Source organism: Paucisalibacillus globulus (assembly GCF_900184735.1).
GTDB classification, from domain to species: domain Bacteria; phylum Bacillota; class Bacilli; order Bacillales; family Amphibacillaceae; genus Ornithinibacillus; species Ornithinibacillus globulus_B.
In genome coordinates, this window is sequence record NZ_LT855386.1 from 198,123 (window position 1) to 213,672 (window position 15,550).

At 37.0% G+C, this 15,550-nt stretch carries 11 protein-coding genes; 1 reads left to right on the plus strand and 10 read right to left on the minus strand.

The features are described 5' to 3' along the window. Positions 1 to 17 precede the first annotated feature (17 nt). The gene (locus BN999_RS03145) at positions 18 to 2,675 is read right to left on the minus strand and encodes a calcium-translocating P-type ATPase, SERCA-type (protein WP_096269943.1); all 2,658 of its coding nucleotides are present in this window, start codon (positions 2,673 to 2,675) and stop codon (positions 18 to 20) included. Between the two features lie 114 nt (positions 2,676 to 2,789). On the opposite strand from BN999_RS03145, the gene BN999_RS03150 reads away from it, so the two are divergent. Beyond that, positions 2,790 to 4,493, plus strand: a complete 1,704-nt coding sequence (locus BN999_RS03150; RefSeq protein ID WP_096269944.1) for an Rqc2 family fibronectin-binding protein — start codon at positions 2,790 to 2,792, stop codon at positions 4,491 to 4,493. 630 nt (positions 4,494 to 5,123) lie between these two features. Here the strand turns inward: BN999_RS03150 and BN999_RS03155 are convergent. The 9 genes from BN999_RS03155 to BN999_RS03195 all read right to left on the minus strand — a co-directional run bounded on the left by BN999_RS03155 (position 5,124) and on the right by BN999_RS03195 (position 15,498). Beyond that, a complete protein-coding gene (locus BN999_RS03155; RefSeq protein WP_096269945.1) occupies positions 5,124 to 5,984 on the minus strand; it encodes a LysR family transcriptional regulator in 861 nt (286 codons plus the stop codon). 80 nt (positions 5,985 to 6,064) lie between these two features. Further along, positions 6,065 to 6,685 (minus strand): orotate phosphoribosyltransferase, encoded by a 621-nt coding sequence (pyrE, locus tag BN999_RS03160; protein ID WP_096269946.1) that lies wholly within the window; start codon positions 6,683 to 6,685, stop codon positions 6,065 to 6,067. Further along, on the minus strand, positions 6,676 to 7,389 hold the full coding sequence (gene pyrF / locus BN999_RS03165) for an orotidine-5'-phosphate decarboxylase (protein ID WP_096269947.1): 714 nt from the start codon (positions 7,387 to 7,389) through the stop codon (positions 6,676 to 6,678). Before pyrF ends, pyrE begins: the two co-directional genes overlap by 10 nt. Beyond that, positions 7,386 to 8,297: a dihydroorotate dehydrogenase gene (locus BN999_RS03170; protein ID WP_096269948.1), complete on the minus strand. Its 912-nt coding sequence runs from the start codon at positions 8,295 to 8,297 to the stop codon at positions 7,386 to 7,388. The genes pyrF and BN999_RS03170 overlap by 4 nt, the downstream gene beginning before the upstream one ends. Further along, positions 8,294 to 9,046, minus strand: a complete 753-nt coding sequence (locus BN999_RS03175) for a dihydroorotate dehydrogenase electron transfer subunit (RefSeq protein ID WP_303621461.1) — start codon at positions 9,044 to 9,046, stop codon at positions 8,294 to 8,296. The genes BN999_RS03170 and BN999_RS03175 overlap by 4 nt, the downstream gene beginning before the upstream one ends. Then, the gene (gene carB / locus BN999_RS03180; RefSeq protein ID WP_096269950.1) at positions 9,046 to 12,246 is read right to left on the minus strand and encodes a carbamoyl-phosphate synthase large subunit; all 3,201 of its coding nucleotides are present in this window, start codon (positions 12,244 to 12,246) and stop codon (positions 9,046 to 9,048) included. Before carB ends, BN999_RS03175 begins: the two co-directional genes overlap by 1 nt. Beyond that, positions 12,239 to 13,339: a glutamine-hydrolyzing carbamoyl-phosphate synthase small subunit gene (gene carA, locus BN999_RS03185; protein WP_096269951.1), complete on the minus strand. Its 1,101-nt coding sequence runs from the start codon at positions 13,337 to 13,339 to the stop codon at positions 12,239 to 12,241. The genes carB and carA overlap by 8 nt, the downstream gene beginning before the upstream one ends. Continuing rightward, positions 13,332 to 14,618: a dihydroorotase gene (locus BN999_RS03190; RefSeq protein WP_096269952.1), complete on the minus strand. Its 1,287-nt coding sequence runs from the start codon at positions 14,616 to 14,618 to the stop codon at positions 13,332 to 13,334. The genes carA and BN999_RS03190 overlap by 8 nt, the downstream gene beginning before the upstream one ends. Next, positions 14,593 to 15,498 carry an aspartate carbamoyltransferase catalytic subunit gene (locus BN999_RS03195; protein ID WP_096269953.1) on the minus strand — a complete coding sequence of 302 codons (906 nt, stop codon included), beginning with the start codon at positions 15,496 to 15,498 and terminating at the stop codon, positions 14,593 to 14,595. The genes BN999_RS03190 and BN999_RS03195 overlap by 26 nt, the downstream gene beginning before the upstream one ends. Positions 15,499 to 15,550: the final 52 nt, after the last annotated feature.

The window sequence follows — 15,550 nt, forward strand, 5'->3', positions numbered from 1 at the left end:
GAAAGGTTTTTCTATTATTATTTTTTTGTGAATCCAAAAAGTACTGTAGGTATTGCAGCTAGTCCGAGAATTAACATCCAATCTCGTAATGCTAATGGTACGGTATGGAATACAGGTTGTAACGGTGCCCAGTAGATAACTACTAACAATAATAGCACGGAAGAAATGACAGCAAATACTAGATACATGTTTTCAAATGGATTTCGTTCAAATACTGATTTTTCACTTCGACAATCAAATACATGTATTAGTTGTGCCATTACTAATGTTGTGAATGCAATTGTTTGTCCATAAACAAGATTATCTGGATTATCTTGGTAGGCAACCATAAATCCGATTAAAGTTACGATTCCAATCAAGATACCTCTAGAAATTATTTTAAAACCCAATCCTCTTGCAAATACACCCTCATTTGGACTTCTTGGTGCACGTTTCATAACGTCATCTTCTGGTTTATCAAGCCCTAATGCCATGGCAGGTAATCCATCTGTTACTAAGTTGACCCATAGTATTTGCACAGGAACTAATGGAAGCGGCATTCCAAGTAACACAGCAAATAACATGACTAATATTTCACCAACGTTTGAAGCTAATAAATACCGAATGAATTTTCGGATATTTTCATATATATTACGCCCCTCTTGAATAGCTGCTTTAATTGTAGCAAAGTTATCATCTAATAATACAAGAGAAGAGGCTTCTTTGGTTACATCCGTACCACTTATCCCCATACTGATACCGATATCACTGGCTTTTATCGCTGGGGCATCATTTACTCCATCACCAGTCATTGCAACAATATGTCCCTTTGACTGAAATGCCTTTACAATCTTAAGTTTATGTTCCGGTGTTACCCTTGCAAATACATATACATCCTCAATTGTCTCCTCTAACTCACTCGTTGACATTTGATTTAATTGACTTCCTTCTAAAACCAATCCATTATCAGGTAATAATTTCAAATCTTTTGCAATTGCCCGAGCAGTTTTGACATGATCACCAGTAATCATCACAGTCTTAATGCCTGCTTGTCGACATTCCTCTATGGCAGCCCTCACTTCTTTACGTGGAGGGTCGATCATTCCATAGAGCCCGATAAATGTTAAATCCTTTTCAAGAAAAGCAGACTCTAGAGACATCTCCTTAGATAAAGGCCGCATACTGATGGCAATAGTACGGAGTGCTTTTTCAGCCATTCCATCAATGGCATGTTCTATATGATCACGATCACGTTGTTTTAATATTTTTCTTTCTTTGTGGTCTAGAAAGTAATTACAACGTGGTAATAGTACATCTGGTGCTCCCTTTGTTATAAGGAAACGCATTTCATTTTCGTCTTCAACTACTACACTCATACGCTTACGATCAGAATCAAATGGAATTTCCTTTATAATTTTAAAATTATCACCACTCAAATGATTTAAGCCAATCTTCCTTGCTGCTACTACAAGAGCCCCGTCAGTTGGATCTCCATCAACATAATACTTTCCCTTTTTTACTTGAAGGGTTGCATTATTACATAGTTGGCCATATAAGAGCATCGTTTCAAGATTGGGGTGTTTCTCATTTAACTTCTTCTTCCCAATTAAAAATTTCCCTTCAATATCGTATCCATCACCTGTAACAAGAATATTTTCTCCGTTTAAGAACATTTCTTTAACCGTCATTTGATTTTCTGTCATCGTACCCGTTTTATCTGAACAAATTACAGACGCACAGCCTAATGTTTCTACTGCGGATAACTTTCGAACAATTGCTTTTTTCCGGATCATTCGCTGTACTCCTAGAGAAAGGGCAACGGTAACAATTGCTGGTAAGCCTTCTGGTATAGCTGCAACTGCTAAAGACACTCCAGCGAGGAACATATTATAAACAGGATGCCCTTGTATTACCCCTAAACCGACTACTAATATGGTTAGAAGAATAGCAACTACGATTAATATTTTCCCTAGTTCTGCCAGTTTCCTCTCTAATGGGGTTGGGATTTTCTTAGTACTTGACATTAAGGATGCAATTTGACCCATTACGGTATTCATTCCAGTGCCAACCACGATACCAATTCCGGATCCTCTAGTTACTAAAGTTCCCATGAAGCCCATATTTACTTGGTCACCAGCATCCAAGTCATCACGAGTTATTGCTGTAGCATGCTTCATAACCGGTAACGATTCACCCGTTAAGGCAGATTCTTCAGTTTCTAAGCTTGCGGACTTCACAATTCGAATATCTGCTGGAACACGGTCTCCACTACTAACCTTTACAATATCACCAACAACTAATTCTCTTGAAGAAATCTTTTCCCATTTTTGATCACGAAAAACATTCGCCATTGGAGCAGACAATTCTTTGAGTTTCTCTAGTGATTTTTCAGCCTTTTGTTCTTGGAAATAGCCAATAAAACCATTGACTAATACAATTACCATAATTGCAATAGCATCAACAAATTCTCCAAGCATCCCCGCAATTAAGGTAGCTGCAAGTAATACAAGTACCATAAAATCCTGAAATTGCTTTAAAAAGATAATCCATTTTGATGTTTGTTTTGTTGACTCCAGAACATTATAGCCATATTGCTTGTGTCGTTGTTCGACCTGCTTAGGTGTAAGTCCCCTATTTGTGGTCACTTGAAGCTTTTGTTCCACCTGTTCTACATCTAATTGATACCACTTTTTCACGTCGCATTCCTCCAGCTTTAGACGAGGCAAAAATGAAGCCTCTTTTACTCAATAGTGATATCTATGCAGACTTGTCCTAAAAAATGCTATAATTTGGGATGAGAGGTGAATCAAATGCCATTTGACGGTATTGTAACGAGAGCAGTGACTAATGAATTAGTTGACCTGCTTGTTCCAGGAAAAATAACCAAAATACATCAACCATCTGATACTGAAGTAATTATGACTATTCGGAGTCAAGGAAAGAATCAAGTATTATTACTATCTATTCATCCTACATACTCACGAATACACATAACAAAGAACACTTTCCTTAACCCACCTGATGCACCTATGTTTTGTATGGTTCTACGCAAGCACTTATCTGGTGCTATTCTTGAATCAATCGAGCAGGATGGAATGGAGAGAATTATTACCTTCACCGTAAAATCTCGAAATGAAATTGGAGATATCTCTTCTAAAAAACTTATTCTTGAGTTAATGGGTAAACACAGTAACCTCGTTTTGGTTGATGGTGAAAGAGGACATATTATTGATAGCTTAAAACACGTTTCAATGGCTCAGAATAGACACAGAACGATACTACCTGGGTCAGAATATGTCTCACCACCTAAACAAGATAAATTAAACCCTCTTGAGACAGATGGAGATACATTCATTCGAAAACTAGATTTTAATGCTGGTAAATTGGACTCGCAAATCGTACAACTTTACACAGGATTTTCTCCATTTATTGCAAAAGAAATCATAAGCCTAGCAAATTTAGGATCAGATGAAACTTATAAAGAGATTTTCATCCAATTACAGGAGCAGATAAGCTCTCATCAGTATGTTCCTACTATTTATCAAAATAAAAAAGAAGAATTCCATGTGATTCCTATAACCTCATTTACAGGAGAAAAGAAAGAATTCTCTACAGTAAACGAGATGTTGAACCAATTTTATTCAGGTAAAGCAGAACGGGATCGGGTCAAACAGCAAGCAAAAGACCTATTTCGATTTATTCAAAATGAACGAGATAAAAATGAAAGAAAACTTAAAAAACATGAACGAACTTTACAAAAAGCAGCAAATGCTGATAAATACCAAAAACTTGGGGAACTATTAACCGCTAATATGCACCTTGTTAAACAAGGTGATACTGCTATTTCTGTAGTCGATTATTATGATCCAGATCAAAATGAAATAACAATTGAATTAAATCCAAATAAAACTCCAAGTGAGAATGCTCAAAGTTTCTTTAAGACTTATTCCAAATTGAAAACTTCAAAAATAAAAGTAGAAGAAGAAATCAAAAAAACAAAAGAAGAAACTACCTATTTTGATCAGCTACTGCAGCAAATCGAGGTAGCGGGTGTAGAGGATATTGAAGAGATACGGGAAGAACTTCGTGAAGAAGGTTACCTAAAAAAACAGAGTCAGGGTAAACGAAAGAATAGGCAACAAACTCCTAAACCTGAAGAATATATAGCGACAGATGGAACTTCCATTTTCGTTGGAAAAAATAATAAACAAAATGAATACTTAACTATGAAGCTTGCTCATCGTGATGAACTGTGGTTCCACACAAAGGACATTCCTGGTTCTCACGTCATCATTCGTTCCAAAGAACCAAATGAAGAGACGATTCTAGAAGCAGCCCAATTAGCTGCATATTTTAGTAAATCCCAGAGTTCCTCATCTGTACCAGTAGATTATACTAAAGTTAGACATGTGAAAAAGCCTAATGGTTCTAAACCTGGATTTGTAATTTATGATAATCAGAAGACTGTATACGTAACACCGGACAAATCGGTTGTAGAAAAATTAAAGAAATAAGAAGAGTAGGTAGACACTGTAATGCTACAATACACAGTTGTCTACCTATTCTTAAAAATTATGTATTTAACCTAATAGGTCTTTTTCTGAAGGATTGTGAATGAAGGTTAATCTTATACTGAGTAGATAAAAACTGTGTGGTAACCACTGCTAATCTCTCAAAAAATAAATGGGTATAGTGGTATGATTCCGCTCCGGCAGAATACTCCGCTTTCCACGGGCACGGCCTCAGCCTCCTCGCGGAAAGTTCACCGCTGCGGGGTCTTCGGACACGTGCTATTCCCGCAGGACAATGGTTTTCGGTGGGGCGAGTAATCGCAGTCCCAAGGAATGCTTCGTCAGCGTAATCATCGCACGAAGAAAATTGTTCTTTATTTTCGAGGAGTCTCCGTATTCTGCCTGCGCTGGTTTAGTATTCTAATTATTGTTAGTTATTGATCATGTTTTGGATTTAAGTGGTTCTATTGCCCTTAATCACTTATTACTAGTGTATTTCCGAAGCGGGTATGTTGCGCTATACAAAATCCTTAGTTACCGCACAGTTTCTATCAACTAGGACACAAACTTTAAGAGAATAGCCTAATAAAAAGGAATGTTCGAGTTATTAGTTTCGAACATTCCTTTTTATTATTACATAAACGATTTCTCTGTTAACATCTTTATAAACTCATTTACTTGGGGTAATTCAAGTATTCCTTGCTGATAAGAAACCCATGTATAACGCGTTACAGGCTTACCATCAAATTCCAGTGCAACATGTGGAAATTCATCCATCATAGAATCCGAAACACTTTTTGGAAGAACGGCCATTCCAATCCCTTGTTTCATGAATTGTTTACAAGTTTCAATTTGATCCACTGTCATGGTTCTGAGTGGCTTAATTTGATGTTGGTGATGATAAAGCCAGTTATCTACAAGCTCATGCATACTATCATCACTTTTAAAAGAAATAAGAGGTCGTTCCTTTATGGATTCCTTTGGAAATGGCTCTGTATCAAAAATATATAATGGATCATCAAATAACCGAATACTTGTACTTTCTTTAAGCTTTTCGCCACGTATAATACAAACATGGTAGTCCTTATGATTCCTCTTAATATCCTCACTGATTCCAGTAACTAAATCAATCGTCACTTTAGGAAACTTATTTGTGTATTCTCCGAGTATTTTAGGGAGAAAACGCTGACTGATTAATGAAGAACAAGCAATCGAAAGAGTTCCTTGCACTTCATGACTTGACTTTGAAAGCTTATTCTTTAAAGCTTCCTCTTTCTCGATAACCTGTTTTGCGTGATTTAGAATAATCTCCCCACTTGGTGTTAGAACAAGACTTTTGGGAGTACGGATAAAAATCATTACCCCAAAGTATTCCTCTATATACTTCAGTCGCTGCGTAACAGCAGGTTGGGAAATTAATATTGCTTTTGCTGTACCACGTATTGTTCCAATCTCATTCAATTTAAGCAGTAATTCATAATCCTCTATTTTCATAGTTAGCGAACCTCGGGTTAGATAATTTTTAATTATATACTTCTATTATATAATAAAAATCTACTTATTACATACTGTTTTTAGGATTCGATAGAGTTGCGCCATTTTAATAATATAGATTTCTCGTTTTCACCAAGTCTACCTTCTTCTACTAGCACTTGTATTATTTCCTCATAGTTTGTAAGACTTCGATAGTGAATATCCGCTACTTCAAAGTTAGTTTGTGCTTTTTTTAGCCCATATGTAAAGATTGACATAACTTCAAGCACCTTGGCTCCAGAATTTCTTAGTGCATGAACAACTTCTAATGAGGAACCCCCAGTGGAAATTAAATCTTCAATGACTAGTACATTACTACCCGCAACACTTTCCCCTTCGATTTGATTCCCTTTACCGTGACCTTTTGGCTTGGAACGAACATAAACCATCGGAAGGTTTAAACGTTCTGCTAACCATGCTGCATGAGGAATCCCGGCAGTCGCACAACCGGCAATAACATCTGGTTTAACCTCCATATGACCAACCATTTCTACAAAAGCATCGGTAATACGTTGACGGACCTTGGGATATGACATGGTGATTCTATTATCACAATAAATTGGTGACTTTATTCCAGAAGCCCATGTAAAGTACTTATTCGGGTTTATTAGCACAGCTTTGATGCTTAATAGGTCTTTTGCCAGTCCTTGACTTAGTTGCATGTTGATTCCTCCCATTCTACTAAAGCCTGTTCATAAGCTTTTTTTGGATTTTCTGCTTGTGTAATACTACGACCAATCACTAAGTAATCCGCTCCATTTTTCCGGGCAATGCTAGGTGTTGCAACACGCTTTTGGTCATTTACATTGGAATCAACAAGCCTAATTCCAGGTGTAACCGTAATAAAATCTTCACCACAAATGGCTTTAACTCGGTTTACTTCATGTGTAGAACAAACCACTCCATCTACCCCTGCTTTTTGGGCAAAAGAGGATAATTTCACGGTAGTTTCTAGCAGATTACCAGGTATACCCATTTCGTTATTTAACACTTGTTCATCCATAGAGGTTAATACGGTTACAGCTATTAGTTTGGTATCAAAGTTAGGATTACCATTTAATAGCCCTTCCCTTGCTCTTTGTATCATTTCACTTCCTCCAAGTGCATGAATATTAACCATATCTACTTCTAAACTTGAAAGTACACTCATGGTACGCATAACAGTTGTAGGAATGTCATGAAGTTTTAAATCCAGGAAGATCTTATGGTTATTCTGTTTTAATCGTTCAATAATCCGAGGACCTTCACGATAATAAAGTTCCATTCCAACTTTAACTGGAACACCTTGTAAATGATTGTCCTCTATAAAACTATTCGCTTCTTGCCAATTCGGAAAATCCAATGCTAGATATATAGATTCTTTCATGAAACAATCCCCTTTCCAATCACTTCTTGAACGGAGTGGAAGCCGTATTTTTCTATTACACTTGGTAACTCATCAATTATGTCTGAACAAATAAATGGATTTTGAAAATTTGCTGTACCAATCGCAACAGCACTTGCACCAGCTAATAAAAACTCCAAAACATCCACCGCACTTTGGATACCACCCATTCCAATAATTGGAATATTAACTTGCTGGCTTACTTCATAAATCATACGAATAGCCACAGGTTTAATGGCAGGTCCAGATAATCCTCCCGTTTTATTAGCAATAAGTGGTTTTCTACTTGGCACGTGGATTTGCATACCTGTTATAGTATTAATCATCGATAATCCATCTGCCCCAGCGGATTCAACTGCTTTAGCCATCGATACAATATCGGTTACATTCGGTGATAGTTTTACATATACCGGTAGATGACTAACTTTTTTCACAGCCTCTGTTACACGTGCTGCCATCGATGGATCCGTACCAAATTGAATCCCACCTTCCTTTACATTAGGACAGGAAATATTTAGTTCAAGTGCATGGACTTTGTCCGCTTCGTTAAATGCATAGGCTACTTCTTCATATTCCCGTAATGTGCTTCCTGCTATATTCGCAATTATATTCGTATCGAACTGAGACAAGAAAGGGACTTCCGTTTCGATTATTTTATGTACCCCTGGATTCTGAAGCCCAATTGCATTCAACATTCCCGAAGCTGTTTCTGCAACTCTTGGTGTTGGATTACCAAAGCGTTCACTACCGGTTGCTGCTTTCATGATCACAGCACCTAGTTTACTAAGATTATAGAATTCACCATACTCACGGCCAAATCCAAAACAGCCTGATGCTGGCATAATCGGGTTCTTTAAAGACAAGCCAGGAAGTTCAATTGCTAGATTCATAATGTAACCTCCTCTGCTTGGAAAACCGGCCCATCTTTACAAATTTTTTTATAACTAGTACCATCCATGGTTGGTAAGACACATGCGAAGCACGCTCCAACCCCACAGCCCATTCGCTCTTCTAAGGAAATATAACCATTCTTTCCTTTAAGCTTAGTTGTTAGAGCCTTAAGCATTGGAATAGGGCCGCAGGAATAATAGCAGTCAAATTCATTAATTTGATCTAATACATCTGTTACAAATCCCTTATACCCATACGAACCATTATCGGTAACAATTAAGGTCTCCCCTAATTCTTGGAATTGCTGCTCATAAAACACATGATCTTTCTGTTGAAATCCAAGAACGGATACTATGTTAATTCCTTTTTCTTTTAGTGTTTTACCTAAATAATACAATGGCGGTACACCAATTCCTCCCCCAATCAACAACACCGTCGAATTGGTTTCACCGTCCATTGTGAAGCCATTACCAAGGGGACCGATTACATCCAAATATTCACCTTGTTGATAACTTGCTAGTTTGTTTGTACCTTCGCCATTTACCTTAAATAGAATTTTTATTTGATTTAATTGTTTATTACAATCCGCAATGGAAATGGGTCTTCTCAAAGTGTGTGTGCCTACATGGATGTGTAAAAATTGACCTGGGACGGCAAACTCAGTAATATTTGAGTTTTCAAGCACCATTTCTATCGTATCTTTTGCTATATACGTGGTGGATACAATTTTCATTTTGTCCTTTAACATCATAATAAAATAGCCTCTTTTGTCTGTACAGGATAGGCAGAAAACGTGGTGGAATCAATAACATTTAGTATAGCGTTTGCTGTGTCTAAGTTTGTCAAACAAGGAATTCCCCGTTCTACAGATACCCTCCGAATTATAAATCCGTCAGATCGTGGTTGCTTTCCTGTAGTAATGGTATTTACTACAAATTGAACTTTGCCTTGTTCAATGATAGATAGAACATTCTCATCCTTAGCTCCAACTTTTGCTACTTCAACAACTGGGAGGTTTGCCCCTCTCAAGAAAGACGCTGTTCCCGCTGTTGCGTAAATCTGAAATCCTAATTGATGGAACCGCTCAGCAACATCCAACATTTCAAGTTTATCTTTATCTGACACTGTAATTAATACTGCCCCTTCACTTGGCACCGAGATACCCGCTGCAAGTAACCCTTTATATAAGGCTTTTTCCATTGTTTTATCATAACCAATTGCTTCGCCTGTTGATTTCATTTCCGGACCAAGAATGGTATCTACACTTCGTAACTTCTCAAAAGAAAATACTGGTATTTTCACAGATACTAAATTAGCTTCTGGTAGAATACCTGAATGATAGCCTAATTTGCTAAGCTTTTCCCCTAAAATACATCTTGTTGCTAAGTTTGCCATAGTAACTCCTGTAATTTTACTTAAGAATGGTATGGTTCTACTCGCTCTCGGATTTACCTCTAATACATAAACATCCTCATCACAAATAATAAATTGGATATTCACTAAACCTTTTACTCTTAAAGCTTTTGCTATCTTTAATGTTGCGTCGAAGCATTTTTCTTTTACTGTTTCCGATAGTCTTTGTGGTGGGTATACGGCAATCGAATCACCTGAATGGACTCCAGAGCGCTCTATATGTTCCATTATTCCTGGAACAATTATAGTCTCTCCATCACTAATGGCATCAACTTCTACTTCAATTCCCGTGATATATTTATCAATTAAAATTGGATGTCGGTCTGTAATATGACCTGTTTTTTCTAAATATGCTTCTAGTTCAACGGTATTGTAAACAATCTCCATACGGCTACCACCGATAACATACGAAGGACGAACCAATACTGGATACCCTATAGATTCAGCCACTTCTATTGTATGGTCCATATGTTTAACTGCTTTTCCTTGAGGGCGTAATAAATGAAGTTCATCCAATAACAACTCAAATTTATCCCTGTCTTCTGCAGTATCTATTGCCTCAAGATCCGTTCCAAGGATTGTAACCCCGCGTCTTGTAAGACCTTCAGCCAAGTTTATAGCGGTTTGCCCCCCAAATTGAACAATAACGCCTTCTGGTTTTTCAAGGTTAATTACATGCATAACATCTTCCAATGTTAACGGTTCGAAATAAAGCTTATCTGATATACTAAAGTCAGTTGAAACTGTCTCAGGATTATTATTCATAATAATAGCTTCATAACCCATTTCTTTAATTGCTAAAACAGAATGGACAGTTGCATAGTCAAACTCAATTCCTTGCCCAATGCGGATAGGTCCAGAACCTAGTACCAATACTTTACGATTGGTTGAGGATATAGATTCATTCTCCTCTTCATATGTGCTGTAAAAATACGGTGTCTGTGACTCAAATTCCGCTGAGCATGTATCAACCATTTTGTATATAGGGATGATATTTTCTTTCATACGAAATTGATAAAGTTCATCAACAGTTATTTCCCAAAGTCTTGCGATATGATTATCTGAAAAACCTTTTTCTTTTGCCTCATGCAAAACCGTCTTGGAGTACTGATTAGAACTAATTTTGTTCTCAAACATGACTAGGTCTTCAATTTTCTTTAAGAAGTATGGATCTATTTTTGTTAAAGCAAAGATCTCGTTTAACGTGATACCTCGACGGAATGCTTCAGCTAATACAAAAATTCGTTCATCATCTGCTTTCTGTAATCTAATTTTTAAATCCTCAACAGATGCAAATGTTAAATCTGCTAACCCTAACTCCTCAGTTCCAATATCCATGGAACGTATTCCTTTTAACAAGGATTCTTCAAAATTTCTACCAATAGCCATAATCTCTCCGGTTGCTTTCATTTGTGTTCCTAATTTACGGTCACCGGTTACAAATTTATCAAACGGGAAACGGGGAATCTTTGTCACTACATAGTCGAGTGCTGGTTCAAATAAAGCAAATGTCGTTCCGGTAACTGGGTTAATAATTTCATCCAAAGTTAAACCAACAGCAATTTTTGCTGCCATTTTCGCGATTGGATAACCAGTTGCTTTTGACGCTAGTGCACTTGATCGACTAACTCGTGGATTTACTTCAATGACATAATAATGGAAGCTGTTGGGATCTAATGCTAATTGCACATTACATCCACCCTCAATTTTTAAAGCACGGATTATTTTTAACGATGCATTTCTAAGTAGTTGGTATTCTCTATCACTTAAAGTTTGTGAAGGTGCAACTACTATTGAATCACCAGTATGAATACCAACAGGGTCAATATTCTCCATATTACAAACAACAATTGCTTGGTCATTTTTATCACGCATAACTTCATATTCAATTTCTTTAAATCCAGCAATATTTCTCTCTATCAAGCACTGATGAACTGGGGACAAGGCCAAGCCATTTCGGGTTATTTCACGTAAATCACTCTCGTCATGACACATACCGCCACCGGTTCCACCTAATGTATAGGCTGGTCTAACAATAAGTGGGTATCCAATTCTTTTCGCAAAATCAATAGCATCTTCAACGGTATTAACAATTCTACTTTCCGGTACTGGTTCCTCTAATACACTCATTAGTTCACGAAATTTTTCTCGATCTTCAGCTTTTTCAATTGCTTCTAATGAAGTACCTAATAATTTGACATTGTATTGGTCAAGAATACCGATTTTATCGAGTGCAACAGCTAAGTTTAAACCAGTTTGACCACCTAATGTTGGGAGTAAAGCATCTGGCTGCTCTTTTCGGATAATTTTAGTTAAAAATTCAACTGTTAATGGCTCCATATAGACTTTGTCTGCAACGGTTTGATCCGTCATAATAGTCGCTGGATTTGAGTTAGCAAGTATAACCGTATATCCTTCTTCCCGTAATGCTTGACAAGCTTGGGTACCTGAATAGTCGAATTCAGCTGCTTGCCCTATTACAATTGGACCTGAACCAATTACTAAGATTTTCTGGATGTCTTGGTTTTTAGGCATAAACTTCTTCCTCCCTATTCGCAATGTGACCTTCAATTAAAGTAAGAAAATCATCAAATAGATAATTAGAATCTTCTGGTCCTGGAGAGCTTTCTGGATGATATTGAACTGAAAAAGCAGGATACACTTTATGCTTAATTCCTTCAACTGAGTTATCATTTAAAGCAATTTGTGTTAAAGTTAAATCAGTATTTTTTAATGAAGACATCTTCACTGCATAGCCATGATTTTGTGAGGTTAAGAAAGACTTCTCATTCACCAAATCTTTAACCGGATGGTTTCCACCTCTGTGACCAAATTTCATCTTTTCTGTCTCAGCTCCACAAGCTAAAGCTAGTAATTGGTGGCCAAGACATATTCCAAAAATTGGAATAGTTGGCACAACTTTTCGTATCATCTCAATTGCCTCAGGTACATCTTGCGGATCTCCTGGACCATTTGTTAGCATGATTCCATCTGGCTTTAATCGTAAGATATTCTCAGCTGGATAATTGTATGGAACGACTGTCACATGACAGTTTCGTTTGGTTAATTCTCGTAAAATACCATGCTTCATACCAAAGTCTACAAGAACGATACGGTATCCACGTCCTGGAACAATATATGGTTTAGTTGTTGAAGTTTGTTTAACTTGGTCATGTGAAATAGGTGTAGCCGCTAATCTTTCCATTATTTCTTCTTTGGGAACCTCAATATTGGCTAAATAACCTCTCATTGTCCCAGCCTTACGAATAATCTTCGTAAGCTTTCGGGTATCAATTCCAGCTAGGCCTGGGATATCATGTGCTTTTAAAAAACTATCAATAGTTTCAACGCTTCTAAAGTTTGAAGGATACTCACTATACTCTTTAACAATTAATCCATTGATAAAAGGGGCTACTGTTTCAAAGTCATCTCGGTTAATGCCGTAGTTTCCAATTAATGGATAGGTTAAGGTTACGATTTGTCCACAGTAGGATGGGTCAGTGATGATTTCCTGATAACCTGTCATACCAGTATTAAAAACTACCTCACCACTTATTTCTTTATTACTTCCAAAACCTTTTCCAATCAAAACAGTACCATCTTCTAATACTAGTTTTCTTTTAATCATTTGCATCCTCCTCGTAGACAATTTCTCCTTCATACATGGTGAGTACTGGAATTCCTGTTACATTCCAATTATGAAACGGTGTATTTTTTCCTTTTGAATAGAAAGTAAACTTATCAATTGTCGTTTCTACTTCAAGATTGACTAATGTTAAATCTGCTATTTCTCCCTCGGCTAATCTCCCATATGGCAATTGAAAAATTGTCGCTGGTTTAATGGTTAGCCAGTCTACTAATTGCTTTAATGTAACCTCACCAGTTCTCACAAGATTGGTATAAAGTAGTGGAAAGGTTGTTTCTAAACCAACGATTCCAAACGGAGCTTTTAATATGCCTTGAGCTTTTTCTTCCTCTGAATGTGGAGCATGGTCGGTTGCGATAAAATCTATGGTTCCATCTAGCAAGCCCTCCATTAAAGCTTGTTGATCTTCCTTACTTCTAAGAGGCGGGTTCATTTTATAATTAGCATCATCATGAAGTATGGATTCTTCATTTAATAGCAAATGATGTGGTGTCACTTCAGCCGTAACTTTAATCCCAGCTCTTTTAGCATCCCGAATGACTCTTACCGATTCTTTTGTACTAACATGACAAACATGGTAATGACAGCCAGCAGACTCAGCTAATAAGACATCTCTTGCGATTTGTACGGATTCACTTAATGAAGGGATTCCTGGTAGATTTAAACGGTTACTCACATCCCCATCATGTACAACACCTCCGTAAATTATTGAATTATCCTCACAATGCGCTACAATGGCTTTGTTATTTTCTGCTGCTTTTCTCATCGCTTGAAGCATAGTATCAGCAGTTTGAATGCCAACACCGTCATCTGTAAAAGCAAATATTTCTAACTTTGATATACGATCAATATTCGTTAATTCTTCACCTTTTAGTCCTTTTGTAATAGACGCATAAGGAAGCACACGAATAGAAGCATCTTGTTCAATTTTATCTAGTAAGCTATTAATTGTTTCTTCACAATCTGGAACCGGATTCGTATTAGGCATAGAGCAAACAGTTGTATAGCCACCTCTTGCAGCAGCTTTTGTTCCTGTCTCAATGGTTTCTTTATGTTCACCGCCTGGTTCACGTAAATGGATATGTACATCGATGAATCCTGGTGTTAAAAGATTACCTTTACAGTCTATCGTTCTGTCTAAATTCTCTTCCTCTATTGAGGAGCTAATTTTTAAAACTTTACCCCCATCAACTAGAACGTCACAGCTTTCTAACTCACCATCTTCTAACAATCTTCTAGCATTCCTTAATAAGACTTTCATCAATAATCCCCCATTCTTCTAGCACATATGTTAAGATTGCCATTCTAATATAAACACCATTTTCCATTTGTTTAAATATTCTTGAACGGCTACACTCCACTAAATCTCCATCTATTTCCACACCGCGATTAATAGGTGCTGGATGTAAAATAATGGCATGTTTTTGCATTTTACTTTCTCTTTCTTTTGTTAATCCAAATTGTGTAAGATAACTTGAAGTTTCATGTTTTTCATCATGTCTTTCATGCTGGATTCTTAATAGCATGACAACATCACAAAACGGAATAGCTTCATCCATGCTTACATATGGATATTCGAGTGATTCATCTTCATAACCTGGCGCTGCACTTAAAAATACATTTGCACCAAGCCTTTTCAATGCATGTGCATTAGATTTAGCTACCCGACTATGCTTTATGTCACCAACAATGACTACATTCAAATTCTCAAATCTACCATATTCCTCATAAATAGTGAGTAGGTCTAACATACATTGTGATGGATGTTCTGCTTTCCCAGCTCCAGCATTGATGATTGGGATGTTAATACTTTGCTCTAATTCAGAAATCCAATCATCAGCCTGGTGCCGTATTACCAGTACATCGGCACCGATGGATTCAAATGTTTTGACCGTATCGTATAGAGACTCACCTTTTTGTATGCTTGATGACTCAGGGTAGAAGTCTAATGCTTCTAATCCTAGTTTTCTTTCAGCTACAGTGAAGCTCATTTTTGTTCTTGTACTAGGTTCAAAAAATAAGTTCGCTGCGAATAGTTGTTTCGGTATGGCGTAGTTTGTTGCTTTGTATGTTTTGGCTTTTTCTAGTAGTCTTGTGATTTGTTCGTTAGATAATTGGTTGATTGAGATAAAGTGGTTCATGAATGACACTCCTGTCCGGTTGAAATGTTGGAAAACGTGAGCCTCTTGAAAC